We start from the raw sequence: 25,612 nt of genomic DNA on the forward strand, positions 1-25,612 counted from the left end.
GAAACCACGACGCCCCGCGAACCGCCTGGAAAGCGGTTCGCGGGGCGTCGTCGGCTACGGGCGACCGGTGGGTCAGCCCGCCATGATCTCGCGCATCAGGCGCGCCGTCTCGGACGGCGTCTTGCCGACCTTGACGCCGACGGCCTCGAGCGCGTCCTGCTTGGCCTGTGCGGTGCCCGAGGAGCCCGAGACGATGGCGCCGGCGTGGCCCATGGTCTTGCCCTCGGGGGCGGTGAAGCCCGCGACGTAGCCGACGACCGGCTTGGTGATGTGCTCGGCGATGTAGGCCGCGGCACGCTCCTCGGCGTCGCCGCCGATCTCGCCGATCATCACGATCGCGTCGGTGTCCGGGTCGTCCTGGAACGCCTGGAGGCAGTCGATGTGCGTGGTGCCGATGATCGGGTCGCCGCCGATGCCGACGGCGGTCGAGAAGCCGATGTCGGCCAGCTCGTACATCATCTGGTAGGTCAGGGTGCCCGACTTGGACACCAGACCGATCCGGCCCGGCTTGGTGATGGCGGCCGGGATGATGCCCGCGTTGGACTGACCCGGGGTGATCAGGCCGGGACAGTTCGGGCCGATGATCCGGGTCTTGTTGCCCTTGGCGCCGGCGAGCGCCCAGAACTGCGCGGTGTCGTGCACCGGCACGCCCTCGGTGATCACCACCGCGAGGCCGATCCCGGCCTCGATGGCCTCGACCACGGCGTCCTTGGTGAACTTCGGCGGCACGAAGACCACCGTGACGTCCGCGCCGGTGGCCTCCATGGCCTCGGCCACGGTGCCGAATACCGGTACCTCGGTGCCGTCCACGTCGACCGTGGTGCCGGCCTTGCGCGGGTTCACGCCACCGACGATGTTCGTCCCGGAGGCGAGCATCCGGTGGGTGTGCTTCATCCCCTCGGAGCCGGTCATGCCCTGGACGATGACCTTGCTGTCCTTGGTCAGGAAGATAGCCATGCTGGGTCGGTCTCCCTTACTTCGCGGCAGCGAGCTCGGCGGCCCGCTCGGCCGCGCCATCCATGGTGTCCACCTGCTGGACCAGCGGGTGGTTCGCGTCGGTCAGGATCTGCCGACCCAGCTCCGCGTTGTTCCCGTCCAGACGCACGACGAGCGGCTTGGTGACCGCCTCGCCCTTCTGCTCGAGCAGTTCGAGCGCCTGCACGATGCCGTTCGCGACCGCGTCGCACGCGGTGATGCCGCCGAAGACGTTGACGAACACCGACTTGACGTCGGCGTCGCCCAGGATGATCTCCAGGCCGTTCGCCATCACCTCGGCGGACGCGCCGCCGCCGATGTCGAGGAAGTTGGCCGGCTTCACGCCGCCGTGGTTCTCCCCGGCGTACGCGACCACGTCGAGCGTGGACATGACCAGGCCCGCGCCGTTGCCGATGATGCCGACCGAGCCGTCGAGCTTGACGTAGTTCAGGCCCTTGGCCTTGGCCGCCGCCTCCAGCGGGTCGGCCGCGTCCCTGTCCTCGAGCGCCTCGTGGTCGGGGTGGCGGAAGTCGGCGTTCTCGTCCAGCGAGACCTTGCCGTCCAGCGCGATGATCTTGCCCTCTTCGGACTTGATCAGCGGGTTGACCTCGACGAGCGTGGCGTCCTCTTCGACGAAGACGGTCCACAACGTCTTGAGGGTCGCCACGATCTGGTCGTGCAGCTCGGCCGGGAACTTCGCCGCCTCGACGATCTCGCGGGCCTTGGCCTCGGTCACGCCCTCGATCGCGTCGACCGGGATCTTGGCGAGCGCGTCGGGGTTCTCCTCGGCGACGACCTCGATCTCGACGCCACCCTCGACCGACGCCATCGCCAGGAAGGTGCGGTTGGTACGGTCGAGCAGGAACGAGACGTAGTACTCGTCCACCGGCTTGGCCAGCCCGGCCAGCATGACCTTCTTGACGATGTGGCCCTTGATGTCGAGGCCGAGGATCTGCTCGGTCTTCTCGACGACCTCGTCGGTGCTGAACGCCAGCTTGACGCCACCGGCCTTGCCGCGGCCACCGACCTTCACCTGCGCCTTGACAACGGCCTTGCCGCCCATGCGCTCGGCGGCGGCCCGTGCCTCCTCCGGCGTGAAGACGACTTCACCGGGCAGAACCGGCACACCGTGCTTAGCGAAGAGATCCCTCGCCTGGTACTCGAACAGGTCCACGCGGGTCCGTCCTTGTGATCGCGATCGGATATGCGGAACATGCGCAGCCGCGTCCGTCGTCGCGCAGGGTCCGGCAGGCTCGCCCCCAGACTCTGGTGGACGGCGTCCGCACGCGTAGCTGATCCGCCTGGCAGGTTATCGGGCAAGAGCGCGGGCCCCGAATCAGGGTCTTGATCACACTCCGCGAGCAAAGCTCGAAACCAACCCTGCCGGGTGTCGAGATCCGCCCGTTTAGGCCTGTTCCACCGTGACACAGGGAACACACCGAAACGGACCGTGATCGCGGCAATGTGTCCCATCCCACGCCGAAGCCCTGCGGCCGACAATCACACTTACAGGGAATCCCGACAGACGGACGAACGGAGCGGACAGCATGGACACGCAACCCAGTCCCGAAGAAGGAGTCGAGATGACGGCGCTCGCTCACGAGCCGGGGATCGCCTCGCCGCTCGATGTCTTCACCACGCGGCCCACCGCGTTCATCGCAACGCTGGCGGCCCCGAAGGGCGTGCGCGTGGAGTTCATCGAGGGGAACTATCACATGACACCGCCGGCAAACGACCAGCACAATCGCTGGGCCGTCGAACTGATCGTTCAGTTGCGGATGGCAGGCGTCGACTTGGCTCTGATCGGCAACGGATACTGCTCGGAACCGGCCGGGGAAAGGCACGTAACCGGCGCCTTCATCCCGGATTTCGTGGTTCCGTACCGTCTGCCGAACGACTCCGATGAGGCTTACCGCACCAGTCACGACGGCTGGTATCCGGCGAGCATGGTCCACCTCGCCGGTGAGATCACGTCTCCCAGCAACGGGAAGGTGGACCGAGAGGGGAAGTACCGCACGTACGCCCGTGCCGGTATCCCCATCTACGTCCTCATCGACCGACAGAAGAGGTTGGCCGTCTGCCACTCGGACCCGGTGGATCGGGGCGAGGAATCCTACTATCGATCCGCCGACCCGGTGGCGCTCGGCGAAAAGCTGCGACTCCCCGACGACCTCCCCGCCCTGGACACCGCTGCCTTGACCTGACGTTCCAGGGCTCTGGATGGTCCTGCCCCCACCCGGGGAACCGGCGTGACACGTCGGCCCGGACGCTACGGCTCCGGGATCGGGAGGGGCAGGCCCTGGATCGCCGCCGCCATCACCTCCGGGAACAGGTCGGGAGTGCACGCGAAGGCGGGGCTGCCGAGAGCGGCCAGGGCTGCCGCGTTGGTGTGGTCGTAGGCCGGGGCGCCCTCGTCGGAGAGGGCGAGCAGGGTGACGAACGAGGTGCCGGCCGCCTGCATGGCCGCCGCGCGACGCAACATCCCGTCGCGGACACCACCCTCGTACAGGTCGCTGATCAGCACGACGACCGTCTCCGCGGGTCGGGTGATCAGGGACTGGCAGTAGGCCAGCGCGCGGTTGATGTCGGTGCCGCCGCCGAGTTGGGTGCCGAACAGCACGTCCACCGGGTCGTCCAGTTGCCCGGTGAGGTCGACCACGTTCGTGTCGAAGACGACCAGCGAGGTCCGGAGCGAGCGCATCGAGCCCAGCACCGCGCCGAACACCGACGCGTAGACCACCGAGGCCGCCATCGAGCCGGACTGGTCGACGCACAGGATCACGTCCTTGCGCACGCCGTGCCGCTGCCGGCCGTAGCCGACCAGGCGCTCCGGCACGATCGTGCGGTGTTCGGCCTGGTAGTGCTTGAGGTTGGCCTTGATCGTGGCGTTCCAGTCGATGTCGTGGTGCCGCGGCCTGTTGATCCGGGTCGCCCGGTCCAGCGCGCCCTGGACCAGGCTCGTGGTGCGCTGCGCGACCCGGCGCTCCAGGTCGTCGACGACGGTGCGGACCACCGCGCGGGCGGCCTCCTTGGTGGCCTCGGGCATCAGCTTGTTGAGCGCGAGCAGCGTGCCGACCAGGTGCACGTCCGGTTCGACGGCGGCCAGCATCTCCGGTTCCAGAAGCAGCCGGGTCAGGTCGAGCCGCTCGATCGCGTCCCGCTGCAGGATCTGTACGACGCCCGCCGGGAAGTGTTCGCGGATGTCGCCGAGCCAGCGGGCCACCGACGGGGCGGAGGCGCCCAGGCCGGCGGCGCGTGGGCCGGTGCCGCGCCTGCTGCCGCGCGGGGCCGGGTTTCCCGGGCGGTAGAGCGCGGCCAGGGCCCGGTCGATCCGGGTGTCCTCGCCGGTCAGGCCGTAGCCGGTGCCGTCCGCGTCGCCGCCCAGCACCAGGCGCCAGCGGCGCAGTCGCTCGTCGCTCGTGCTCTCGCTCATCGGGTGGCCGCCTCTCGGCGTTCGAGGCCGAGGATCCCGGCCAGCAACGGCAGTACGGCGTCGGCGCGCGCGGTGTCGAACAGGTCGGCGGTCGCGGCCTGTACGGCGGCGTGCGCCGGGGTGCGGACCCGCTCGCCCAGCATTCGGCGCTCGGCCGCGGCGAAGGTGGTGAAGGTGCGTCGAAGCAGCGGCAGGATCTCGGTGAACAGGTCGTCGGGGGTGCCGGTGATCCACTCGTCGACCAGCGCGAGCAGGCGTTCGTCGTGCACGAGCAGCATGCCGCCGCCGGCCAGGAAGCCCTCGATCCAGGCGGCCGATTCGCGATGCGGGACGCCTCGGGTCAGCGCCCGGGCCAGGCGCGGGGCGGCCGCCTCCGGGTCGAGCCGGCCCAGGTCCAGGAGCAGCCGGGTGGCTCGGCCGGTGAGCAGGCCGGGCAGGTTCTCCCGGTCGGCGAGCCGGTCCAGGGTCGCGTGCCACTCGAACTGTTGCTCGTCGGGCAGCAGTTGCACGGCGGCGTGCACGTCGTCCAGGCGTCGGCGCATCGCCTTGGCACCGTCCTCGTCCAGGCCCGCGCAGGCGGGCGGCAACCCGACGCAGATCCGGACCACCAGACCGGCCACCACGGTGCCCAGCGCGGAGGTGTCGGTGCCGCGTACGTCGCCGTAGCGCAGCGCGCGCACCAGGCCCGGCAGTGCCTCGGCGAGTCGGCTCACGTCGGTGTCCAACGCGGCGCGTTGCTCCAGTACGCGCATGATCAGCGGCAGCGCGCCGGGCAGGTCGGCTCGCAGGCAGCGCTCGGCGACGTCGGTCACGTCGGCCAGCGATTCGGCCCGGATCGCCAGGTCGGCCGTGCGGGCCGCGGCGGCGGCGACCACGGTGGTTCCCCACACGCCCGCCTCGGCGACCCGGATCGCCAACTCCGGTTGCCAGTCCAGGCGCCAGGTCTCGCGAAAGGTGCCCTTGCCCTCCCGGGCCCGAGCCGGCACGCCCCACGGCACGTCCAGCAGCGCGAGTCGGTTGAGCAGTCGGCTGCGGTCGGCGTGCGAGGGTTTGCGCAGGTCGAGTTCGAGTTCGCGGGCCGAGGGCTCGGGCCGCAGCCGCAGACGGCGCTGTTCGCGGGACAGGTCGCGCTGGAGCGGTACGGCGGGCACCGCGTCGGGCACCTCGCCGATCACGTCGCCCACCACGAGCGCGTCGTGGACCAGCGCGAGCGGCCCGGTGACGCCGTCGCACATCACCGCGCGGACCGCCTCGATCGTCTCGTCCAGGCCGGCCAACGGCCGATCGCGCAGCGCGGCCAGCGCGCTCGCGTGCCGGGTGGCCTCGATCACGTGCGCCGAGGACACCGGGTGGCCGGCGTCGCGCAGCAGCGACGCGATCCGCACGAACCAGCGTGGCAGCAGCTCGCGTTCGTCGGTGCTCGCGTACAGGTGTCGGTACCACCCGGGCGAGGCGACGCCCGCTCCGTAGCCGGAGCTGTGCGCGAGTCGGCGGTGCGTCCACGGCACCCATGTGCTCTCCACCTTGACCTTGGCCCGGTGCGGCGCGAGCAGCGCGCGGTCGGCGGCGGCCGAGACGGGCGCGGCGAGCGCGGGCAGGTGCCACGCGCCGCACACCACGGCGATCCGGCGATGTCCGGCACGGCGCGCGGACCGCACGCACTGGCGCATGTACGCCTCGCGCAGCCGCTCGACGTCGGGCTCGGCCCCGGAGACGGGGGCGGGTTCGTCCTCGCGCAGGGCGGACATCGCGTCGGCGAGTGCCGCGAACGGGGTCAGCGCGTCCCCGCCGGTGGGCAGCCGGTGCTCGATCACGTCCTCCCACCAGCGCTCCGGGTCGTCCTGGCCGGCCAGTCGGGCCAGCTCCGCGATCGGGTCGAGGCGCGGCGGCGCGGGCGCGGCCTCGGTGTCCCGGGGCGGGTCGTCGGCCGCGCGTTCGCGGCGGGCCCGGTCGAGCGTGAAGGAGACCGCGACCGGCAGGTCGATGAACCGGATGGGTACGCCGTGTGCGCCGGCGTACCGGATGGCCACCCACTCGGGGCTGAAGTCGGCGTACGGCCAGAATCCGGCCTGCGCCGGATCGTCGACGGCGTGCGCGAGCAGGGCGACCGGCGGTCGCATGTCGGGGTCTGCGGCGAAGGAGAGCAGGACGTCCGCCTCGGGCGGGCCCTCGATCAGCACGATGTCCGGCTCGACCTGCGCGAGCGCGGCGGCGACGGCCCGGGCCGACCCGGGGCCGTGGTGCCGGACGCCGAGCAGGATCGGCGGTTCGGGCGCGGGGGTGGGCATCAGGCACGGTCCGCGTCGCGGCAGGCCCGGTAGAAGTCCTGCCAGTCGGCCCGCGGCCGCACCGCCGTCTCCAGGTACTCGCGCCAGACCAGGGTGTCCGCGGCCGGGTCCTTGACCACCGCGCCCACGATGCCCGCGGCCACGTCCGCCGAGCGCAGTACGCCGTCGCCGAAGTGCGCGGCCAGTGCGAGGCCGCCGGTCACCACCGAGATCGCCTCGGCGGTGGACAGCGTCCCGGACGGGGTCTTCAGCTTGGTCCGGCCGTCCTCGGTCAGACCGCCGCGCAGTTCGCGGAACACCGTGACCACGCGCCGCAGTTCGGCCTCGGCGGCGGCCACCGGCGGCAGATCGAGCGAGGAGCCGAGCTGGGCCACCCGGCGGCTGACGATGTCCACCTCGGCGTCCGCGGTCGCGGGCAACGGGAGGACCACGGTGTTGAACCGGCGGCGCAGCGCGGACGACAGCTCGTTGACGCCCCGGTCGCGGTCGTTGGCGGTGGCGATCAGGTTGAACCCGCGCACGGCCTGGACCTCGTCGTTCAACTCCGGTACCGGCAGGGTCTTCTCGGACAGGATGGTGATCAGCGAGTCCTGTACGTCCGCCGGTATGCGGGTCAGTTCCTCGACCCGGGCGACCTGCCCGCGGCTCATCGCGCGCATCACCGGGCCGGCCACCATCGCCTCGCGGCTGGGCCCGTGCGCGAGCAGTTGTGCGTAGTTCCAGCCGTAGCGAATGGCCTCCTCGGGCGTGCCCGCGGTGCCCTGGACCAGCAGCGTGGAGTCGCCGCACACGGCGGCGGCAAGGTGTTCGGACACCCACGTCTTGGCCGTGCCCGGCACGCCGAGCAGCAGCAGCGCGCGGTCGGTGGCCAGCGTGGTGACGGCGACCTCGACGATCCGCCGGGGGCCGATGTACTTGGGCGAGATCACCGTGCCGTCCGCGAGTGTGCCGCCCAGCAGGTAGGTGGCCACCGCCCACGGCGAAAGCTTCCAGCGCGGCGGCCGGGGCCGCTCGTCGGCGGCGGCGAGCGCGGCCAGTTCGGCGGCGAACGCGTCCTCGGCGTGCGCCCGCAGGACACTCTGCTCAACCGGTTCGGCGGACATGGTCACAGCGCTCCCCCAGGGCTCGAACAAACCCGAACAGACCCCATCCTGCCGCCCGGGTCCGACACGTTCGGGGCCGCCGATCTCACAGGTGTTCGAGCAGGAACCCGGTCTCGACGGTCGCGTCGAACGGCTCGGGCAGGCGCACCGCGGCGCCCGCCCGCACTCGCTCGGTGAACGTGTAGCGCCCGTCGACCGGCTCGAAGTGCACGATCACCTCGTGCTTGTGCCGATCCACGATCAGCATCACCGGCACCTCGGCTCGTGCGTACTCGCCGGGCTTCTCCCGCACGTCGACGCGGCGCGTGCTGTCCGAGGTCACCTCGACGAACATCCAGACCCCGGACGCGGACAACGCGTGGCCGTCCCGGAACTCGGCCTTCTTTCGGGGATCGAGGACGACGAGGTCGGGTGTGCGCTCGGTGCCGACGCCCACCACGAAGGCAACACCCTCCAGCACCAGGATCTCGGCCGGAAGCGAGGGTTCGAGCAGATGGCGCAGGCCCGTGAGGATCCGGGCATGCTCCCAGTCCGGCGACGCCTGCATGACCAGGCCCGCCGGAGACGCCTCCCACCGCACGCTCTCGGGAAACTCGCCGGAGTCGCGCAGCATCCGCAGGGCGGTGAGGCGCAGGTTCGCCAGTGGGTCGATCTGATCCGCGTCGTCGGTCACCCGCCCATCCTCTCGCGGCGAGGTCCGCCGAGGAGGGGACGACGGGCGGTCCACCCGGACGAATGATTCGGCCGCCCGGTCGACCACCGGGCGTCCGGGCCGAGGGCGCCCGAGGTTCAGCCGCCCAGGAGTTCCGCGCGCATCGTGGCCCGGTAGCGCAGGGTGTCGGCCAGGGCGCGGAAGGCCTTGGGCCATTCGCCCTCTCCCTCGGCCAGGTGCTCCACCCGGTCGATCGTGCTCGGGTCCAGGCCGCGGCCGGCCACGTCGCGGGCGCCGCTGAAGCTCCAGGGGTAGCCGCCGCCCTCGGCCGCGCTCGCGAGCGCGTCCAGGACCGCGTCGCCCAGCGTGTCCGGCCATGGCGCCGGGCAGTTGGTCAGCAGTTGCAGGGCCTCGGAAAGCCCGTGCGCGGCGATGTGCCGGGCCACGTGTTCGGCGCACTCGGCCGCCGGCAGCACGGTCAGCAGCCGGGTGGGCGCGCCGCGCCCGGCCAGCGCCCGGGCCCAGGCGACGTCCCGCTGGAGCACGGCCGCGCGGGCCCAGCCCTCCCGGACGTCCTCCACGAAACGGCGCGGCAGCGGGCGGGCCACGATCTCCTCGGGGCTCGCCCCGAACACCTCCCGCCACACCCCGAGCGGCGTGGCCGCGACGATCTCGCCCAGCCACCACGAGTGGTCCTCGCGCCCGGTCGGCGAGGTCTCCGCGATGCCGTCCCGCAGCATCGCCTCGTCGCACTCGCTCGGCGGCACCACCAGCACCCGACCCGCGCCGCCGGGCCGCAGACAGGCCAGCGCCCGCTCACGCATCCGGGCCACGAAGGCCGAACCGGGCAACTCGGTGAGCAACCGCGCGGCGGCCACCCGCACCACCTTGGCCCGATCGTCCAGGGCCTGCTCCAGGAACGCCTCGTCGCCGCCCGACAACCCGGTGCGCAGCGCCGCCACCAGCACCGAGCGGTCCTCGGCCGGCTCGGCGTGCCACACCTGGGCCAACAGCCCCCGGGCCGCGTCCGGATCGTCGCCGCGCAGCACCTCGAACGCCGCGAGCCGCTCACCGAACCGTCCGTGTCGCCACTGCTCGACCGGATCGTCGATGGCACCGGCCGCGATCCGGGTCAGCCACACCCACTCCGGATTGAGCCCGGCCAGCCAGCGTCCCCGCGGTCCGGCCAGGTCGGCCACGGTCTCGCGCAGGTCGGTCCGCGAGCGGGCGGCGGTCAACAACGCCGGCAGTTCGGATTCCGGCGCGCGCAGTCCGGCCGCGCGGGCCAGCGCGAGCCACTCGGGCAGGAAGTCCATCCCGTCGCCCTCGAGCAGGATCCGCAGCCGCGCCCGGGCCGGCTCCGGCACGGCCGGCCGGGGGTCCACCTCGGTGCACGGCGCCGGCGGCGCACCCGCGGGGGCTCGCCGGCCCGCACGCCGATGCACCATCACGATCGCGGCCAGGTCGAGCAGCCGCACCGCTTCGTCCGCCCGGTCCACCCGCGCGGCCAGTGTGCCCAGCGCGTCCCGCGCGGGTAGTTCCGCGGCCGGTCGCCGTCCGGTGCCCACCAACGCCGCCGACACCAGGTCGTCCCACACCGGATCCGCCACCCGCATCCGAACTCCCCTTCCGCACAGGCCGATCGGCAACGCCGACCGACACACCGCCGATGGTCTCCGGGCCCTTCCGGACCGATCCCGCGCACCGCGCGCCGAGGCGCCGTCCCGCACCCGGGCCGAGCCGCGCGACCGGCTACAACTGCACGGCCTGGCCCTCGTGCCACGCGGTCACCGGGACGAACCCGCGCGCGCCGTACTCGCCGAACACGGTCAGCCCGGCGCCGCCCGACATCGCGGACAGCCGCCACAGCGCCTGTTCGCCGGTCCGCGCGCGGTCCACCGGCAGCCAGAAGCCGTCCGCTCCCGCGATCCGCCAGCCCATCGGCTCCGGCACCGCGACCACGTCGGCCAACACCACCGGCCAGGCCTCCAGCCACGGTTCGCTGCGCAACGCCTCGGCGTAGCCCACGGTGGCCTCCTCCGGCCCGACCCCCGCCGGCTCCGTGCCCTCCAACGACGCGCCGCTCCGCTCGCCCAACGCCGCCCGCAGCGGCACCGCGTCGTCGTGGAAGGCGGCGTCGGCCTCGATCGATCGGCCCACCGGCAGGGCCAGTTGCGGCGCGCGGCCCTGCGGCCCGAAGGCCAGCACCAGCGCCGGCCGACCGGATTCCGTGCCGCGCAACCAGATCCGACGCTCCGTCAGATTGCCGTCCACACTGTCCCGGCTGCCCAGCACCAGCCAGCGATCCCGCACCACCGTGCCCGCCTCCCGGGCCTTGCGCAGCACGTCCTCCGCGTCCACGGTCCAGCCGATCCGCGCCCGCAGCCCGGCCGCCAGGGACGGGTCCAGGTCGTCGGCGTGTTCGTGGGCGCGCAGCAGCAGCCACAACTCGGCGTAGTCCTCGAGCAGTCGGCCCGGCCAGCCCTCCGCCCCGGATGCCGGTATCGCGCCGGCCGCGCGCAACCGGGCCGCCAACCCCGGTGCCTTGGCGTCGACCATGCGCTCGGCGATGCCGTCCCACATGGCGTACCCCTCGCGCTCGGTGCCCGCCAGGCCCTGATGGACCCGGTCGGCCAGCCAGCGGCGCAACCGCTCGGCGCCCTCGGCCACCTGCGCCGCGCGCTGTTCGGCCCGCCGTCGGGCCGCGACGGGGTCGGCCGGCGCGGATCCGGCCGACGCGGCCTTCCCGGCCCGCTCCCGCCGCCCGGTCAACCACACGTCCGCCCAGTCCGGGGCTCCCGCGTCGGCGGGCACGGCCGTCGGGTCGGCCGCCCACAGGAGCAGCAGCCCGAGCACGTGCTTGCACGGGAATTTGCGGCTGGGACACGAGCATTGCGACGCGGGTCCGCTCAAGTCGACCACCGTGCGGTAGGGCGTCGACCCGCTTCCCGCACACACGCCCCACACCGCACCGCCCCCGCCGGCGAAGGTCGTGGCACCCGCGGCCGACCATGGGTGTGCTGTCGCCAGCTTGCTCCCGGCCTTGCGTGACGCCGCGTCGGGAGCGAGAGCCAGCACCTGTTCCGCGGTCCACCGTTCCAGCATGACGGTCACGGTACGGGCCCGCACCGACACGTGTGTACGTGCCGGCCGAACCCGACCGCCGGTTGTCCTGATCCGGGCGAAGTGCCCGGTCAGGCGGGCGTGGTCGCCACGTGCGCGCGCACCCAGTCGACGATGTCGGTGGTCGGCGCGCCCGGCGTGAAGACCGCCGCGACGCCGATCCGCTCGAGCTCCGGGACGTCCTCCTCCGGGATGATCCCGCCGCCGAAGACCAGGATGTCCTCCGCCTCGCGCTCCTTGAGCAACTCGATGACCTTGGCGAACAGCGTCATGTGCGCTCCGGAGAGCACGGAGAGGCCGATCGCGTCGGCGTCCTCCTGGATGGCCGTCTCCACGATCTGGACCGGGGTCTGGTGCAATCCGGTGTAGACCACCTCGAAGCCCGCGTCGCGCAGCGCTCGGGCGACCACCTTGACGCCGCGATCGTGCCCGTCGAGACCGGGCTTGGCCACCACGATCCTGATCGGTCCGGGAACACCCATCACTGCCTCCATGTACATCGCGAAGCCCTCGCCCGGAGCGTAACCCCCGACCGGGGCGGGCCGCCCGGGGTGGTCCCCGGGACGAGCACCCGCCGGGCGAAGTCCCTTTGGCAACAGAGACCCTGAATGACCGTCATGTCGATGAACCCACCGCTTCGTCCGCGTGTCGTCGGGGATACCCACCAGTAGGCGGTTCGCGACCGTCGGTAGGCGCCTCGCGCGCCACAGCCGCCGGGCCCGTCCCGCGTCGCCACCCGGAGGCCCGCATGGCGCTCGCGTCCCCCGCTCCCGACCGCCCCGCCCCCGTACTGCCGCCCGCCGCGATCCTGCGTGGCGCGGCGCGCGAGGTCGTGCTGATCGCCGGACACCTCGCCCGCCACCCCGGCGGCCTGCTGCCGACGCGCCCGACCGCCCGTCGCGGGACCGGCGGGCGGGCCGACCCGGCGCCGATCGAGGCCGGCGAGCGGCTCCCGGTGGTGCTCGTGCACGGGCCGGCCGACAACCGTTCGATCTTCGGCCCGCTGCGCCGGTCGCTGCTGCGCGCGGGTGCGGACGTACACGCGGTCAACCACAACCCTGTCGGCGGCGACGTGGCGGGCAAGGCGGCACTGCCGGGCCGGTACATCGAGCAGGTGTGCGCACGTGACGGCGCGACCGGTGTGCATGTGATCGGCCACAGCCTCGGCGGCCTGATCGCCCGCTACCACGCCCAGTTGCTCGGCGGCGACGCGCTGGTACGCACCGTGGTGACCCTGGGCACCCCGCACGGCGGCACCCGCACAGCACGGTTGCTCAGCGCGCACCCGCTGGTCCGGGAACTGCTCCCGGCCGGCGCGCCGATCGCCGCGCCGGCGGGGCCGGCGCCCGGCTGCGCGACGCGTTTCGTGGCCTACCGGGGCGGCCTGGATCCGTTCGTACTGCCGTTGTGGTCGGGCGCGATCGACCACCCGGACCCGGACGCGGTGAACGTCCTGGTTCCCGGTGCCGGGCATGTCACACCGACCGTGCACGCGCCCGTGTCGGCGGAGATCACCCGATTGCTCTGCACCGTGCGCCCGATCGGGCGCGACGCCGCGCCCACGGCCGTGCGACCGGCTTCGACGCCGCCGGACCTCGTCACCCGCTCGGCGGCCTGACCTGCGGTTCTCATCGCGAGGATTGTCCTGCGAACGTCAAGAGCACTACAGTCCGATTCCGACCAGCCCCCGAGACGAAGGCGACGTAGGTGACGGACGTTCGCTATCCGAGCGAGGATCAGCAGGGTCGCTACGTCCCGGACGCCGAGGGTGCGTACTCCCCCTACGGCCCGTCCGGCTCGTTCCAGGGCGGCTACGACCAGGGATACGGCCAGACCTCCGGGTACGACGCGAACGTGTACCCGGCCGGTACGAACGGCGGTTACCCGGCGGTCGATTCCTCGGGCGGTTGGAGCGCGCAGGCTCCGTCGTACGACGGTTACGACGCGACGGCGACGTACGCCGGTACGAACCACGATCCCGCGGGCTACGCCACGCCCGGCCACGACACCTCGGCCTACGGCTCCTCGGGCTACGACGCGTCCGGGTACCAACCCGCCTACGACGCCTCGGGATACGCCTCGGCGGCGCCGGGCTACGACGCGTACGGCCGGGCGATCCCGGGCGGGTCGTCGGACGGGTACGACAGCGGCGCGCACGCCGCCGTCTCGGGCGGCTACGACGCCGTGACCGGTTACGACGCCTCGGGCACGTACGGCTACGCGGCGGTCCCGGACAGCGGCGGGTACGCCGCCTACGACGCGCAGACCCGGGCCTGGGCGGTCACCGACACCGCGGTCCAGGACACGCCGGCCGCGCCGTACGTCGACCCGTCCTGGGACAACGGCTCGAACACCGGTATGTGGTACGCCGCTTCGGACACCGCCGCGTGGGAGTCCGACACCTGGTTCTCCCCCGTCCCGGTGCGCGACGACGCCGACATGTGGTCCGGTGGCAACCGCTCGACGACGGACCTGTTCGACGACGGCACGACGCCCGCGCCGATCGAGCCCGCCTTCGATCTCGGTGACCACGGCGACAGCGTGCCGGCCCGCACCGACAACGAGGTCGAGCCGGACGACGACGCGGCCGACGAGCCGGACGAGCGGAGTCGGCGACAGGACCGGCCGGCCGCGGACACGCGACCGAAGGAGAGCCCGGCCAAGGCCAAGGTCAAGCGCAAACGCGCGCTCCCGCTCACCGCCGGCGCGCCGCTCGCGGTGATGGGCGCGGCGGCGATGGCCGTCGCCGCGATCGGCGGCCTGCACACCGCGGGTGCCGAGACCAAGGACGCGGACCCGGTGGCGGGCGGCGAGGACCTGCCGTTGATGTCGCCGATGGACAAGCAGTTGGTGGATCTCCAGGTCGGCGCAGAGGACTTCGCCGAGCGTGCCAGCCGCGCGCAGACCCGGATCTCCCTCCAGGAGCGTCAGGACGAGACCCGGCGGGCCCAGGAAGAGGCTCAGCGGGCCCAGGAAGCCGAGCGCCAGCGCAAGGAGTCCCTCAGGCCCAAGTACTTCCTCCCGGTCACTCAGCGCGGCCTCAGCGCCTATTTCGGCTCCTCCGGCTCGCGCTGGGCGCACACCCACACCGGCATCGACTTCCCGGTGGACCTGGGCACCTCGGTGTTCGCGGTGATGGACGGCGTGGTGCGCACCGAGGTGAACTCGGCCTACGGCAACATGGTGATCCTGACCGCCAAGGACGGCACCGAGTTCTGGTACTGCCACCTGACCCGGGCCAAGATCCGCTCCGGCCCGGTCAAGGCGGGTGACGTGATCGCCTACAGCGGCGACACCGGCAACAGCACCGGTCCGCACCTGCACTTCGAGGTGCGCCCGGGCGGCGGCGCCCCGATCAACCCGCTCCCCTGGCTCCGCGCGAACGGCCTCGACCCGACCTGACGGCGGGCCCGTCGGGCCGGCGTCGGCTCGCCGCCCGCCGGTCCGGGCCCCGGCGATCTACCGTGGACGCATGACCACTTCCGAGCCGCAGTTCGCGGCCGAGACGGGAAAGCGCGGGGAGTTCGTCCGGCAGGCCAATCGGTTCACCGGACGTCCCGACCCGGAGGCCGGCCGATACCAGCTGGTCGTGTCGTTGGCGTGTCCCTGGGCGCACCGGGCAGTGATCGTGCGGCGCCTGCTCGGGCTGGAGGACGCGCTCGGGCTGTCCGTCGTGGACCCGATCCGGGACGAGACCGGCTGGCGGTTCACCAATCACCCCGACGGGCGCGATCCGGCCACCGGACTGGCCTTCCTCGCCGACGCCTACCGGGCCAGTGACCCGACCTACGCCGGCCGGGTGACCGTGCCCGCGATCATCGACCTGCGGGCCGGGCACGTGGTCACCAACGACTATCCGCAGATCACCCTGGACCTCGCCACCCGCTGGACCGCGCTGCACCGCGCCGGCGCGCCGGACCTGTACCCGCGGCCGCTGCGCGCCGAGATCGACGCGATCAACGCGGACGTCTTCCGGGACGTCAACAACGGCGTGTACCGCTGCGGGTTCGCGACCACGCAGGAGGCCTACGAGGCCGCGTTCGACGCGCTGTTCGCCCGCCTGGACGCGCTGGAGGAGCGGCTGGCCGGGCGGCGCTACCTGGTCGGCGACACGATCACCGAGGCGGACATCCGGCTGTTCACCACGCTGGTCCGCTTCGACGCGGTCTACCACGGCCACTTCAAGACCAACCTGCGCAAGCTGACCGAGTATCCGGTCCTGTGGGCCTACGCCCGCGACCTGTTCCAGACCGAAGGCTTCGGCGACACGGTCGACTTCGACCACATCAAGCGGCACTACTACGTCACCCACGACATGATCAACCCGACCGGCGTCGTACCCAAGGGGCCGGACGCGGCGCTGTGGCTCACGCCGCACGGACGCGGCTGAACGCGGACACGACGAGCGCGCGGGGGGCCGTCGGCCCCCCGCGCGCTCGTACCCGCCGGCGCCTACTTGCCCAGGTCCACCGTCGGCGGCTCCGGGTCGGGGCGGTCGTCCCCGATGTCGGCCTCGCCCGGCGCGTCCCCCGCCGCCTGGGCCCCGGGTGCGTTCTCGGCCGTGTCGTCGGCGTGCGGCTCGGCGAGGTCCTCGCTCACATCGTGGACCGCGAGCGAAGCGGTCGACCCGAGCGAAACCGGCGGCTCGAGCGACGCGCTCGATGCGAACGACGCGGTCGGCTCCGACGAGGCTCCCGGCTCGAACGACGCGACCGACTCCGGCGAAGTCGTCGTGGGAGCCATCGGCGGCATCGACGCCGCCACCGGCTCCGGCCCGCCCTTGGGCAGCAGCGCCCACAGCGCCCCCGCCAGCCCGGCCAGCCCCACCCCGATCGCCGCGGTGGCCAGGACCCACTGCGCGCTCACCGACACGGCACCGGTCGCCCGCAGCAGGTAGGCGACCGCGATGCCGGTGAAGACCGCGCCCGCGATCAGGGCCATGGGGTCGAAGCGGTACCTGTTCAGCCTCATCGGAAATCGCCCTCCATCCGGGTCGCGGTGCACTGTCGGGTTCTGCGGATGCCGATCGGGTCGGCCGTCGGCGCGCTCATCGGGGCTCCCGGCCGTCGTCGCCGTTCAGCAGTTCGACCTCGCCCGCGCCGACCTTCAGGTCGAGCGTGATCGTCCCGCGCCCCGGCCCCGCCTCCGGAGCCGTGGTCTCCACGCGCCGCGGTCGGTAGCCGTCGTCCCGGCCCGCCGGAGTGCGCACCTGGCCGACGTCGGCGCCGCCCCGGAAGACCACCGTGACGTCCTTGGGCACCCAGACCTGGATCCGCCCCGCGCCGATCCGGGCCTTGACCGTCGCGCTGCCGCCGGCCCCGAGGTCGAGCCGACGCAGGTCGATGTCCATCGTGCCCACGCCCAGCTCGTACGAGGTCGGCAGCGCCGAGACCGAGGTGGGCGTATAGGTGCGCTCACCCGACGGGCCGGTCAGCGGCACGGTGATCGCGGTGACCGCGGCAAGCAGCGCGGTGAGCACGACGGCGGGCACGATCAGCAGCCGGGCCCGGCCGAACCAGGAGCCCGCGAGCAGCCCCAGGCCGACGATGCCGAGCAGGATCGCGAGCGCGACGGTGAGCGTCACGTCCGCGGCCCCCGTGTGGTCCAGGATCCACAGCAGACCGCCGGCGGCGGTGGCCGCGGACAGCGTGGCCAACCGCAGCCACGAGCGCGGGCGCTTGGGCCGCACCGGCTCCGGCGCCGAGGCGGGCCGGTTCTCCTCCGCGGACCCCGAGCCCGGCACCTGCCACCACATCGGCGGCCCGGGCACCGTCGCGCCCTCCGGCCGGGCGTCCACCTGGGTGGGAGCCGGCGTCATCGCCACGACCCCGGCCGTGCGGACCGCGGCCTCGTGCTTCTTCTTCGTGTCGGACCACACCATGAACAACACCACGGCGGTGATCATCAGCAGCGGGATGGACGGACCGAAGCCCGAGTCCAGGTAGGTGAAGAACAAGGCGACCCCCATGACGGCGACCGCGGCGGCGGCCAATGCCCCGTGGTCGAACTTCCTGGAGAGGATCCGCCGCAGCAGCGGCTGTTCCTCGCCCCGGGCCGGGATGAACAGCCAGCCCAGGCTGTACACCAGTACGCCCACCCCGCCGAAGAGCGACAGCACCGCGAACACGATGCGGAAGATCACGGGGTCGAGGCCGAAGTGCTCGCCGAGGCCGCCGCACACACCCGAGACCATCCGGTCCTCGGTGCTGCGCAGGAGCTGCGGGCGAAGCGTCGTCGTGGGCGCCGCGGACGACCCCGGAGGGCCGCCCGGGACGTCGCCGGCCCGGTCGCCGGCCGAGATACCGGGTTTCATGTCGTCGTTCATGGGTCCATCGTGGCGCTCCCGCCGCCCCGTTCCCATCGGGCTCCGCCCTGGCCCGCCCCTGGTTCGACCCTGAGGGCGAATCAGGGTCGAGCCCTGATGCGTCGGGGCTTGCCGGCGTGTGACGATCGGTCGTGTGACCGCCGTCCACCCCCCGCCCGCCGCGCCCGTCCGGCCCGTGCCGCCGACCCCGCGGCTCCGGCGCGCCGCCTCCCACCGGTTCGCCGGCGGCGTCGCGCGTGGTCTGTCCGAGCACCTCGGTGTCGAGGTGCTGCTGCTGCGGGTCGCCTTCGTCGCGCTCGCGTTCTTCGCGGGTCTGGGGATCGCGCTCTACGCGGCCTTTTGGATCTTCGTACCGCAGGGCGCGGGGGCCACGACCCCGCCACCGCGCGAACGTGGTCGGGAGCGGCATCAGGCACTCGCCCTGATCATCGTGCTGATCGCCGCGACCATGCTCACCGGCGTGGGCGCGACCACGAGCGGAAGCAAGGTCGGGGACTGGATCTGGCCGCTGCTGGTGGCCGGCCCCGGGGTGATCCTGCTGTGGCGCCAGGCGGACGAGTCGCAGCGCAACCGGTGGTTCTCGCTGGACGGGCGCAGCCGGGTGGCCGGCGCGCTGCGCACCTTCGTCGGCGCCACGCTGGTGCTGGCCGGTCTGGTGTTCTTCTCGTTCGGCCGGGGCGGCCTCGGCGACGCGCTGGCCGCGATGCGCGGGGCCGGGCTGCTCCTGGTCGGGCTGCTGGTCATCTTCGGCCCGTATCTGCTGCGACAGACCCGCGAGCTGGGCGCCGAGCGTCGGGCCCGGATCCGGGCCCAAGAGCGGGCCGAGGTGGCCGCGCACGTGCACGACTCGGTGCTGCACACGCTGACGCTGATCCAGCGTCAGGTCGACGACCCGCGCGAGGTGGCCCGGCTGGCCCGCGCGCAGGAGCGCGAGCTGCGCGCGTGGTTGTACCGCCCCGACGGCGAGGAACCGGATCGCACCTTCGCCGCCGCGCTGCGCTCGACCGCCGCCGAGGTCGAGGACGCGCACGGCGTGTCGATCGAGGTGGTGTCCGTGGGCGACTGCCCGGTGGACGACAAGCTGGCCGCTCTGCTGGCCGCCGCGCGCGAGGCGATGGTCAACGCGGCGAAGTACGCGGGCGGCGCGGCGATCTCGGTGTTCGGCGAGGCCGACGAGGACACGGTCACCGTCTTCGTGCGGGACCGCGGACCCGGCTTCGACCCGGACGCGGTGCCCGCCGACCGACTCGGTGTGCGAGAGTCCGTGCTGGGGCGCATGCGCCGCAACGGGGGCGCCGCGAACATCCGCAGCGAACCCGGCGAGGGCACCGAGGTCGAGCTGGAGATGCGCCGAGCCGAGGCCGGCCGGGCCGCTGTGGGAAGGACGAACACGTGAACGCCACCGAGACGAGCACCGAGCACCCCGAGGACGCGCCGCGTACCCGGGTGGTCCTGGTCGACGACCACCGGATGTTCCGGACCGGCGTGCGCGCCGAGATCGGTGAGGCGGTCGAGGTGGTCGGCGAGGCCGACGACGTCGCGAGCGCGGTGGCCGTGGTCACCGAGACCCGTCCCGAGGTGGTCCTGCTCGATGTGCACCTGCCCGGCGGCGGCGGGGTCGAGGTGCTGCGCCAGTGCGCGTCGTTGATCCCGGCCGTGCGCTTTTTGGCGCTGTCCGTCTCGGACGCGGCCGAGGACGTGATCGGGGTGATCCGCGGCGGCGCCCGGGGCTATGTGACCAAGTCGATCACCGGCGACGAGCTGATCCGCGCGATCGGCCGGGTCGGCGAGGGCGACGCGGTGTTCTCGCCGCGTCTGGCGGGCTTCGTGCTGGACGCGTTCGCGGCCACCGACGTGCCGCCGATCGACGAGGACCTGGACCGACTCACCCAGCGCGAGCGCGAGGTGCTGCGGCTGATCGCGCGCGGCTACGCGTACAAGGAGATCGCCCGGCGGCTGGTCATCTCGGTCAAGACGGTGGAGACCCATGTGTCCGCCGTACTGCGCAAGTTGCAGCTCTCCAACCGGCACGAGCTGACCCGCTGGGCGACCGACCGCCGGCTGGTCTGACCGGACCGGCGGTATACCCCGGCACACACGACGGCGCCCGTCCTCGGAACGAATCCGAGGACGGGCGCCGTCGACGTGTCGCCGGTGTCCCGTGGGCCTAGCCGGGTCGAATGGCCGCGAGGAACGGCATCGAGTCCAGCGGCGCCTTGGTCACGGTCTTGCCCGGACGCGGGGCGTGCACGATCTGGCCGTTGCCGATGTACATGCCCACGTGCCGGTTGTCCGAGTAGTAGAACACCAGGTCGCCCGGCTGGAGGGCGCTCTTGGCGATCTTGGGACCGTCGTTGATCTGGGTCCAGGTGGTGCGGCTGAGCGAGACGTTCGCCGCCTTCCAGGACGCCTGGGTCAGGCCGGAGCAGTCGAACGAGCCGGGGCCCTCGGCGCCGGAGACGTACGGCTTGCCGATCTGCGCCAACGCGTAGCTGATCGCGGCCTGGGCCCGGCCGGAGGCCGGGATGTTGGTCGCCGGCGCGGTGTCCTTCTCCTTGTCCCGCGAGCTGCGGTCGGGCGTACGCGAGGTGTCGCCCGCGTGCTCGTCCGAGTCGAGGACTTCCTTCTTCTGCTGCTCGGTGAGCGTGTTCAGCAGCCGCTGGGCCTCGGAGAGCTTGGCCTGGATGTCGGCCTTGTTCTTGTTCAGCTCGGTCCGCAGCTTCTCCAGTTCCGCGAGCTGCGAGGAGGCCTCGGTGCGGTCCTGCTGGAGAACTCGGGCCTGCGCCGCGATCTGCTTCAGCTTGGCGGCCTGCTGGCCGTCGAGCTGGGACATCATCTGCGACTTCTGCAGGTAACCCTCGGGGTCGCCGCTGAGCGCGAGCGAGAGCGACGGCGGCAGGCCGCCGCTGCGGTACTGGTTGGCCGCCAGGACACCGATCTGGTCGCGCAGGGCGTTCAGCGCGGCCTGTTCCTCGGCGATCCGGGCCTGCGTCTGGTTCGCGGTGCCCTGCTGCTTGGTGATCTGCTCCTCGACGCCGTTGGCGGCGTCGGTGGCCTTGATCACGTCGCTGTGCAGTTGGTTGACGCGTTCCTTGGTCTGCTGGAACGACTGCGCGGGATCCGCGCTCGCGGTGCCGGCGAAGGTCATCACGCCGGTCATCGTCGCCGCGGCCGTGACGACGGTCGCTGCGGTACGGACGGCGGTGCGCGGCTTGGGCTTGCGGTGCTGCCCGGGTCGACGTTGGGACGCCACTGGTGGCGGGTCTCCTTCCTCGGCCGCCTACCGGGTTAGCTGACGGGTTCGGGCGGAAGAAGGCGCCCTACGGTGCCGGAGCACCGATTCACCCCAGGGACTGCGAGGGTCCCCGGTTCCGGCTTCTCGTCGCGACGACGGTGGTCACCCACCGTCACCGAAACGCGTCCCCGAATTCGGCGGAGGCGATCGTGTCGACCGGGTGGCCGACGTCGAGCCGATCGCCTGTCGCAGAACACTAGTCACAGGCGTGTCACGACCATCACCATTGGCCTCTGCATTGCCAAAACTTTACCAAGGTCACCGTTTCCTTCTCCCCGTATCACGGGAAAAGCGCCCGGATTCCCGAAAGTCGATCTTGAGCCGTTTGGCGCATATTGCCGGCGTATGACCAACCGGAAGGTCCCTTATCGGCCGCCGGCTAAGCTGCGACCCGCAACGACGACGGCGTCCCGGGCGCCGCGCGAGGAGCCGACGAGGAGTTGTACGACGTGGACGTTCTGCGGCAGATCCTGCTGGTCCTGCACATCGTGGGCATTGCGTCCCTGCTCGGCGGCTTCCTCACCCAGATGTCCGGGCTGCGCACCGGCGACGTGCGGATCGTGCCCGCGATGACGCACGGTGCGCTGACCATGCTCGTCACCGGTCTGGCGCTGGTCGGGGTGGTCCAGGCGGGCCTGGACCAGGACGTGGACAACGCCAAGATCGGCACCAAGCTGGTGATCCTGCTGGCGATCCTGCTGCTGGTCTGGGGCAATCGCGCCGCGGACCGGGTCTCCCCGAAGGTCCTCGGCGCGATCGGCCTGCTGACCGTGGCGAACATCGCCATCGCCGTCATGTGGACCTGAGCCGGCGCCGGGCCCGCCGGCTCACCGCCCAGGCGCGTCCTCGATCTCTCGCCGAATGCGCTAGGCGGTGTCCACCACCCGGAACACCTCGGCCATCCGCCCCGCGCCCAGACCGAACCGCAGGGCATTGCGGCCGAGCATCCCGGTGACCTCCTCGCGCAGCCCGGACAGATGACTCGTCTGACTCGCGTGCGACAACAGCGCCGCCATCTTGCGCTCGAACACCGCGCTCACCTCGACCGCGTGGTCCGGATCCCCCGTCGGCGACAACCACGTCTCCGGCACGGTCCACTCCCGCAGTCCCTCCGCGTCCAACAGCTCGGGGTGCGCGAAGGGGTTCCGGGCGTCCGGGTAGATCGCCCGCATCGCCGCCTCGCCCGCCTCCAGATGATCCGGATGGCTGGGCGCGAGCCGCGTCCAGTCCCGCTCGGGGCTGGGGATCACCATGCGCTGCGGCCGCACCTGCCGAATCACCCGGGTGATGTCGCGCCGCAGTTCGAGGGTCGCGGCCAACCGCCCGTCCGGGTAGCCGAGCCAGTGGAGCCGCTTCACCCCCACGTGCGCCGCCGCCGCGGTCTGCTCGGCCCGCCGGATCCCGCCGATCTCGGATCGCGGCACCGCCGGGTCGAAGCCGCCCGCGTCCCCGTCGGTGACCAGGCAATAGCTCACCTCGATGCCGGCCTCGGTCCAGGTCGCCACCGTCCCCGCCGCCCCGTAGTCGATGTCGTCCGGGTGCGCGGCCAACACCAGCACCCGTTCCACGTCACGATCGTCCAGCACGATGTACTCCCTTGATCGGATCGATCCCCGACCGGTGATCCACCGATCCCGATCGACGTGATGCCGGCGGCGAAAACCCGTCGTCGGCGCAATGATCTCCGCTCTGTACAAAGGGCCGAGCACGACTCGCTTGTTACCCACCTAGACTCGGGGAACGATGAGCAGCCTCTTCGACGACATCCCCCTGCCCGGTTTCGAGACCGCGGCCAAGAAGTCCCCCACGAGCCCCGCGGACGACATCCCGCTGCCGCCCGAGCCGGACGAGAACCACGTGTACGGCCTTCCGGAGGACTATCCGGACGACCTGTACGAAGGGCAGTACGCACCGCCGCCCGAACCGCGCGACGCCTACTACCGCAACGGCGCGCCGCGCCCGGTCGTGGATCCGGCGCGGCTGCTGGACGGAATGAACCCGCAGCAGCGCGCCGCGGTCGTGCACGAGGGGTCCCCGCTGCTCATCGTGGCCGGCGCGGGCTCCGGCAAGACGCGCGTGCTGACCCACCGGATCGCGTATCTGCTCGCGGCCCGGGACGTGCACCCCGGCGAGATCCTGGCGATCACCTTCACCAACAAGGCCGCCGCCGAGATGCGCGAACGGGTCGAGGCGCTGGTCGGGCCGCGCACCCGGGCCATGTGGGTGTCCACGTTCCACTCGGCGTGCGTACGCATCCTGCGGCAGCAGTACAAGAAGCTCGGCATGAGCTCGTCGTTCTCCATCTACGACTCCGCCGACCAGCAGCGGCTGATGGCGATGGTCTGCCGCGACCTGGACCTGGACCCGAAGAAGTTCCCGCCGCGCAAGTTCAACGCCCAGGTCTCCAACCTCAAGAACGAGCTGGTCGACCACGAGGACTTCGCGGCGAAGGCGATCAACGAGACCGAGCGCATACTCGCTCAGGCGTACACGATGTACCAGGAGCGGCTGCGCCAGGCCAACGCGCTGGACTTCGACGACCTGATCATGACCACGGTGCATCTGCTCCAGGCGTTCCCGGACGTCGCGGAGCACTACCGGCGGCGTTTTCGACACGTGCTGGTCGACGAGTACCAGGACACCAACCACGCGCAGTACACGCTGGTGCGCGAACTGGTCGGCGGCGCGGCGGGCAGCGGCCCCCGGCGCACGGTCGACGGCGACCTGGTGAACCCTGCCGAGGCGGGCCTGGCCGAGATCGAACCGGCCGAGCTGTGCGTGGTGGGTGACGCGGACCAGTCGATCTACGCGTTCCGCGGCGCGACCATCCGCAACATCCTCGACTTCGAGGCCGACTACCCCGACGCCACGACGATCCTGCTGGAGCAGAACTACCGCTCGACGCAGACCATCCTCAGCGCGGCCAACGCGGTGATCGAGCGCAACAGCAATCGGCGCGCGAAGAACCTGTGGACGGACGCCGGCGAGGGCACCCCCATCGTCGGGTACGTCGCCGACGACGAGCACGACGAGGCCCAGTTCGTCGCGGACGAGGTGGACCGGCTCACCGACGCGGGCAAGACCAAGCCGGGCCAGGTCGCGGTGTTCTACCGGACCAACGCCCAGTCCCGCGTGTTCGAGGAAGTCTTCATCCGGGTCGGGCTGCCGTACAAGGTCGTCGGCGGTGTGCGCTTCTACGAGCGCCGCGAGGTCCGGGACGTGCTCGCCTACCTGCGGCTGCTGGCCAACCCGGACGACACCGTCTCGCTGCGGCGGATCCTGAACGTGCCCAAGCGCGGCATCGGCGACCGGGCCGAGGCGTGCCTGGAGGTGCTCGCCACCCGCGACCGGATCCCGTTCGCCCAGGCACTGCGCCGCGCCGAGGACGCGCCGGGCCTGGCCAAGCGGTCCGCCAACGCGGTCAAGGGCTTCGTGCAACTGCTCGACGACCTCACCGCGGTCGTGGACGGCGGCGCGGGCCCGGCGACCGTGCTGGAGGCGATCCTGGAACAGACCGGCTACCTGGCCGAGTTGCAGGCGTCCAGCGACCCGCAGGACGAGACCCGGATCGAGAACCTCCAGGAACTCGCGGCGGTGGCACTGGAGTTCGAACAAGCCCAGGCTCAGGAGGGTGGCTCCGGCACGTTGGCCGACTTCCTGGAGCGGGTCTCCCTGGTGGCGGACTCGGACCAGATCCCCACCGACGGCGAGGACGGCGGCGTGGTCACGCTGATGACCCTGCACACCGCCAAGGGCCTGGAGTTCCCCACGGTGTTCCTGACCGGTCTGGAGGACGGCGTCTTCCCGCACATGCGCTCGCTGGGCGACGCGAAGGAACTGGAGGAGGAGCGCCGACTGGCCTACGTCGGCATCACCCGCGCCCGGGAGCGGCTGCACGTCACGCTCGCGAAGATGCGCAGCGCGTGGGGCGCGCCGTCGTACAACCCGCCGTCGCGCTTCCTGGGCGAGTTGCCCGAGAAGCTGGTCGACTGGCGCGGTACGTCCCCGTCGGCGGCCAAGGCGCTGTCCGCGACCAAGTCGACGGTCGGCTCGCGCGGCGGCTTCGGCAAGGGCGCGCAGATCAAGGAGCGGCCGATCCTCGCGCTGTCCCCCGGCGACCGGGTCACCCACGACAAGTTCGGTCTGGGCACCGTGGTCTCCACCGCCGAGACCGGTGACAAGGCCAAGGCCACGATCGACTTCGGCGCGGGCGGCGAGAAGACCCTGCTGCTGCGCTACGCGCCGGTGCAGAAGTTGTAGCGCGCGAGCCTCCTGGCACGAACGCGGGCGGGGGGGGGGGGGGGGGGGGGGCCCCCCCCCCCCCCGGGGGGGGGGGGCCCCCCCCGGGGGGGGGGGGGCCCCCGCGCCGGTGGTGGGCGCCCGGCCGGTCAGCCGAGCAGGCCGCCCAGCGGCTTGCT

21 protein-coding genes and 1 riboswitch are annotated in these 25,612 nt (G+C 72.3%); of the genes, 8 read left to right on the plus strand and 13 right to left on the minus strand.

Annotated features, from left to right (window positions below):
- Positions 1-72: 72 nt before the first annotated feature.
- Positions 73-957 carry a succinate--CoA ligase subunit alpha gene (sucD, locus tag ACIBSV_RS34020; RefSeq protein ID WP_395869958.1) on the minus strand — a complete coding sequence of 295 codons (885 nt, stop codon included), beginning with the start codon at positions 955-957 and terminating at the stop codon, positions 73-75.
- Between the two features lie 16 nt (positions 958-973).
- Positions 974-2,149, minus strand: coding sequence for an ADP-forming succinate--CoA ligase subunit beta (sucC, locus tag ACIBSV_RS34025; protein WP_395869960.1), 1,176 nt, complete (start codon positions 2,147-2,149; stop codon positions 974-976).
- A 409-nt stretch (positions 2,150-2,558) separates the two neighbouring features.
- Between sucC and ACIBSV_RS34030 the strand changes: the two genes are divergently transcribed.
- Complete coding sequence (locus tag ACIBSV_RS34030) at positions 2,559-3,179, plus strand: Uma2 family endonuclease (RefSeq protein WP_395869962.1); 621 nt, start codon at positions 2,559-2,561, stop codon at positions 3,177-3,179.
- A 65-nt stretch (positions 3,180-3,244) separates the two neighbouring features.
- On the opposite strand, the gene ACIBSV_RS34035 is transcribed toward ACIBSV_RS34030, so the two are convergent.
- The 7 genes from ACIBSV_RS34035 to ACIBSV_RS34065 form a co-directional block, all read right to left on the minus strand.
- Positions 3,245-4,408 carry a VWA domain-containing protein gene (locus ACIBSV_RS34035; RefSeq protein WP_395869964.1) on the minus strand — a complete coding sequence of 388 codons (1,164 nt, stop codon included), beginning with the start codon at positions 4,406-4,408 and terminating at the stop codon, positions 3,245-3,247.
- Entirely contained in the window at positions 4,405-6,696 is a 2,292-nt protein-coding gene (locus ACIBSV_RS34040; protein ID WP_395869966.1) for a DUF5682 family protein, read from the minus strand. The genes ACIBSV_RS34035 and ACIBSV_RS34040 overlap by 4 nt, the downstream gene beginning before the upstream one ends.
- On the minus strand, positions 6,696-7,799 hold the full coding sequence (locus ACIBSV_RS34045; protein WP_395869968.1) for an AAA family ATPase: 1,104 nt from the start codon (positions 7,797-7,799) through the stop codon (positions 6,696-6,698). Before ACIBSV_RS34045 ends, ACIBSV_RS34040 begins: the two co-directional genes overlap by 1 nt.
- Positions 7,800-7,884: 85 nt before the next feature.
- Entirely contained in the window at positions 7,885-8,472 is a 588-nt protein-coding gene (locus tag ACIBSV_RS34050; protein ID WP_395869970.1) for a Uma2 family endonuclease, read from the minus strand.
- Positions 8,473-8,588: 116 nt separating this feature from the next.
- Entirely contained in the window at positions 8,589-10,067 is a 1,479-nt protein-coding gene (locus ACIBSV_RS34055; protein WP_395869972.1) for a DUF5691 domain-containing protein, read from the minus strand.
- A 136-nt stretch (positions 10,068-10,203) separates the two neighbouring features.
- A complete protein-coding gene (locus ACIBSV_RS34060) occupies positions 10,204-11,556 on the minus strand; it encodes an SWIM zinc finger family protein (RefSeq protein ID WP_395869974.1) in 1,353 nt (450 codons plus the stop codon).
- Between the two features lie 89 nt (positions 11,557-11,645).
- Positions 11,646-12,056 carry a cobalamin B12-binding domain-containing protein gene (locus ACIBSV_RS34065; protein WP_395869976.1) on the minus strand — a complete coding sequence of 137 codons (411 nt, stop codon included), beginning with the start codon at positions 12,054-12,056 and terminating at the stop codon, positions 11,646-11,648.
- Between the two features lie 266 nt (positions 12,057-12,322).
- On the opposite strand from ACIBSV_RS34065, the gene ACIBSV_RS34070 reads away from it, so the two are divergent.
- From ACIBSV_RS34070 to ACIBSV_RS34080, 3 genes are all read left to right on the plus strand, one after another.
- On the plus strand, positions 12,323-13,192 hold the full coding sequence (locus ACIBSV_RS34070; RefSeq protein ID WP_395869978.1) for an esterase/lipase family protein: 870 nt from the start codon (positions 12,323-12,325) through the stop codon (positions 13,190-13,192).
- Between the two features lie 89 nt (positions 13,193-13,281).
- Positions 13,282-14,976, plus strand: a complete 1,695-nt coding sequence (locus ACIBSV_RS34075) for a peptidoglycan DD-metalloendopeptidase family protein (protein ID WP_395869979.1) — start codon at positions 13,282-13,284, stop codon at positions 14,974-14,976.
- 70 nt (positions 14,977-15,046) lie between these two features.
- Positions 15,047-15,964 (plus strand): glutathione S-transferase family protein, encoded by a 918-nt coding sequence (locus tag ACIBSV_RS34080; protein ID WP_395869981.1) that lies wholly within the window; start codon positions 15,047-15,049, stop codon positions 15,962-15,964.
- 62 nt (positions 15,965-16,026) lie between these two features.
- Here ACIBSV_RS34080 and ACIBSV_RS34085 read toward each other — a convergent pair whose 3' ends face one another.
- Both ACIBSV_RS34085 and ACIBSV_RS34090 read right to left on the minus strand, forming a co-directional pair.
- Positions 16,027-16,545: a hypothetical protein gene (locus tag ACIBSV_RS34085; RefSeq protein WP_395869983.1), complete on the minus strand. Its 519-nt coding sequence runs from the start codon at positions 16,543-16,545 to the stop codon at positions 16,027-16,029.
- 76 nt (positions 16,546-16,621) lie between these two features.
- Complete coding sequence (locus tag ACIBSV_RS34090; protein WP_395869985.1) at positions 16,622-17,899, minus strand: PspC domain-containing protein; 1,278 nt, start codon at positions 17,897-17,899, stop codon at positions 16,622-16,624.
- Positions 17,900-18,032: 133 nt separating this feature from the next.
- On the opposite strand from ACIBSV_RS34090, the gene ACIBSV_RS34095 reads away from it, so the two are divergent.
- Together ACIBSV_RS34095 and ACIBSV_RS34100 are read left to right on the plus strand one after the other, a co-directional pair.
- Entirely contained in the window at positions 18,033-19,295 is a 1,263-nt protein-coding gene (locus ACIBSV_RS34095; protein WP_395869987.1) for a PspC domain-containing protein, read from the plus strand.
- Entirely contained in the window at positions 19,292-19,969 is a 678-nt protein-coding gene (locus ACIBSV_RS34100; protein WP_395869989.1) for a LuxR C-terminal-related transcriptional regulator, read from the plus strand. Before ACIBSV_RS34095 ends, ACIBSV_RS34100 begins: the two co-directional genes overlap by 4 nt.
- A 97-nt stretch (positions 19,970-20,066) precedes the next feature.
- On the opposite strand, the gene ACIBSV_RS34105 is transcribed toward ACIBSV_RS34100, so the two are convergent.
- Complete coding sequence (locus ACIBSV_RS34105) at positions 20,067-21,152, minus strand: NlpC/P60 family protein (protein ID WP_395869991.1); 1,086 nt, start codon at positions 21,150-21,152, stop codon at positions 20,067-20,069.
- A 9-nt stretch (positions 21,153-21,161) separates the two neighbouring features.
- A riboswitch (cyclic di-AMP (ydaO/yuaA leader) is annotated at positions 21,162-21,299 on the minus strand.
- A 344-nt stretch (positions 21,300-21,643) separates the two neighbouring features.
- Here ACIBSV_RS34105 and ACIBSV_RS34110 point away from each other — a divergent pair.
- A complete protein-coding gene (locus tag ACIBSV_RS34110) occupies positions 21,644-22,000 on the plus strand; it encodes a hypothetical protein (RefSeq protein WP_395869993.1) in 357 nt (118 codons plus the stop codon).
- Between the two features lie 60 nt (positions 22,001-22,060).
- Here ACIBSV_RS34110 and ACIBSV_RS34115 read toward each other — a convergent pair whose 3' ends face one another.
- Positions 22,061-22,780, minus strand: coding sequence for a PIG-L deacetylase family protein (locus tag ACIBSV_RS34115; protein ID WP_395869995.1), 720 nt, complete (start codon positions 22,778-22,780; stop codon positions 22,061-22,063).
- A 157-nt stretch (positions 22,781-22,937) separates the two neighbouring features.
- Here ACIBSV_RS34115 and pcrA point away from each other — a divergent pair, with 157 nt between their 5' ends.
- Positions 22,938-25,454, plus strand: a complete 2,517-nt coding sequence (gene pcrA, locus ACIBSV_RS34120; protein WP_395869997.1) for a DNA helicase PcrA — start codon at positions 22,938-22,940, stop codon at positions 25,452-25,454.
- The last annotated feature ends 158 nt before the right edge of the window (positions 25,455-25,612 follow it).

The sequence above is a fragment of the Embleya sp. NPDC050154 genome (assembly GCF_044460165.1).
Taxonomy (GTDB): Bacteria; Actinomycetota; Actinomycetes; order Streptomycetales; family Streptomycetaceae; genus Embleya.